The sequence below is a fragment of the Streptomyces durbertensis genome (assembly GCF_014156695.1).
Lineage (GTDB): Bacteria > Actinomycetota > Actinomycetes > Streptomycetales > Streptomycetaceae > Streptomyces > Streptomyces durbertensis.
The window spans coordinates 1-2,228 of sequence record NZ_WMLF01000637.1; the positions used below are offsets into that span (position 1 = coordinate 1).

Annotated in this window: 2 protein-coding genes; one reads left to right on the forward strand and one right to left on the reverse strand. The window is 74.6% G+C overall.

Annotated elements, in window-relative coordinates:
- Positions 1-271 precede the first annotated feature (271 nt).
- On the forward strand, positions 272-1,303 hold the full coding sequence (locus GL263_RS25340) for a rod shape-determining protein (RefSeq protein WP_182858073.1): 1,032 nt from the start codon (positions 272-274) through the stop codon (positions 1,301-1,303).
- A gap of 22 nt (positions 1,304-1,325) precedes the next feature.
- On the opposite strand, the gene GL263_RS25345 is transcribed toward GL263_RS25340, so the two are convergent.
- Complete coding sequence (locus tag GL263_RS25345; protein ID WP_182858074.1) at positions 1,326-1,757, reverse strand: hypothetical protein; 432 nt, start codon at positions 1,755-1,757, stop codon at positions 1,326-1,328.
- Between the last annotated feature and the right edge of the window lie 471 nt (positions 1,758-2,228).

Below are 2,228 nucleotides of genomic sequence, written 5' to 3' on the forward strand. Positions count from 1 at the left end.
CGAGGGGGCGGGGGATTCCGTACGGCGGCCGTGGCCGAGTTCCGCGACACCGCCGAGAAAAACCCGTGCTGGGCACGTGGGGTGGGTGGTCGGGGGTTTTTTCGACGGCGTCGCTCCACTCGTCCCCTCGCTCCGCTGCCGGGTGCACGTGGCGGCGGCAGTACGCCTCACTCTCGGCGACCCCCGTCCGGCCCATCACGGCGGGCGCCGCCCCCCGGCCCGTGCCCACGATGAGGACACACCGACCGCCAGCGCCCGCCGGGAGCCAGCCGTGTATCTCAGCCCTGACCAACTGCGCCGCTGCACCGTCGCCGTCGACCTCGGGGCCGCCCGGACCCGGGTCCACATCAAGGGGTCCGGGCTCGTCGTCGACGAACCCTCGATCGTCGCCGTGAACGTCCACAGCGGCGTGCTGATCGCCGTGGGATCGCCCGCCGAGAGGATGGCCGGCCGCACGCCCGCCCACATCAGGGTCGTCCGGCCGATCAACCACGGCACGGTCGTCGACATCCAGATGGCCCGTCGGATGCTGCGGGCCATGGTCGGCGAACGGGTCAGCCGCTCGTGGCGGCTGAACCCCCGGCTGCGGGTCGCCGTCTGCGTCCCGCACGACGCCGACCCGCTGGCCCGCCGCGCGGCGATCGAGACGATGACGGGCGTCGGCGCCCGCCGCGTCCTGCTCGTCGACACCCTGCTGGCGGCCGGCATCGGCTGCGGCCTGCCGGTGGAGGAGCCGGAGGCGGCGCTGGTCGTGCTGTGCGGGGCGGCGGCGACGCAGGTCGCGGTGCTCTCGCTCGGTTCGATCGTGGCCGCCGCGAAGGTCCCGGTGGGTGGCGAGACCATCGAGCAGGCCATCGCGCTGCACCTGCGCAACCGCCACGAACTGACGCTGCCCAGCCAGGCCGTCCGCGCCCTGCGGCTGAACGTCGCCGACGTCGGCGACGACACGCCGCCGGAGACCGTGGTGCACGGCCGGGACGTCGCCACGGGGCTCGCCCGCACGGTCCAGGTCAACCCGGAGGAGGTGCGGGCGGCGATGCAGTCGCCGCTCACCGGCCTGGTCGACGCGATCCGCAGCGTCCTGCACCGATGCCCGCCGGACCTGGTCGCCGACCTCGCCGACCGGGGCATCATGCTCGCCGGCGGCAGCGCCCTCCTGCCGGGCCTGGACGAACGCCTCCACCAGGCCACCGGCATGCCGGTGAGCATCGCCCAGAACCCCGCCACCGGCGCCATCACCGGCCTCGCCGCCCTCATCGAAGGCAAGGTCCGCCCCCTCAACATGGACACCCTCCCGCTGTGAGGCCGGCGCCGCGCGCCGCATCTCAACCCCGGCGCGCGGCCCCCTCGGGCCAGACGACGTCGACCGGGAGTCCGGCTTCACCGGCGCCGACGACAAAGTCCCCGGTGCCGCCCCTGCCGGTCGGGGGCCTGCCGTCCCAGACGGCGACCAGGCGGTCGGCGCGACGCAGCAGTTCGCCGTTGGCGGCCTCGTACGCCTCACCCGTCGCCGTCTCGCGTGGCATCACGAGGACCTCCGAGGCGGCGGCGGTCAGCCGATCGAAGACGGCGGCGTGTTCGGGCTTCACCCTGCGCTCCCGGTAGTCCTTCGACGGGACGACCACGACCAGCCGCCCGCCGGCCTCCAGCACGGCTTCGGCGAAGAGGCTGTCCGCGCCCTTGGCGATGCACGACAGCCCCACCAGGCCGTCCGACGCATACGGCGCGAGAAGCGCGCCGAGTTCGGCGCGGACCAGGCGGACCGCACCGCCGGTGAGGCGCTGTCGGCCACGGTATAGGGAGTAGAGCCTGCTGACCCGGTCACGGACTCGGCCGGAATGCGTCAACTCGGCTACTTCCAGCGCCCGGTGGGTCAGCGAGACCGCGCCCGGGACATCTCCGAGGAGGAAGTGGCACTCGGCGCCCATGCTGATGTCCGCGCTGTCGTGGCGGGGAGAGTGGGCGGTGAGCGGCGGGGAGCGCGACGACGGCGGCACGAACCCGCGACGCCGGGGCGTGTACCTCGCGCCGTGCTGCCGTGTGGCCACCGACCGGCCGGAGCACGCCTGCCCGCACGCATCGTGTCGCGGGACGGTGCGGGTGGGGGCCGGTGGCGGCAAGTTCGTCGCGCAGCGCTGCGACTGCCGGTGCCACCGCTGCCCGACGGACGTGCGGGCCCCCGACGGCTGAGCCTCGCGGCCAGCAGCGAGGCGGGGTCAGACGTGGGT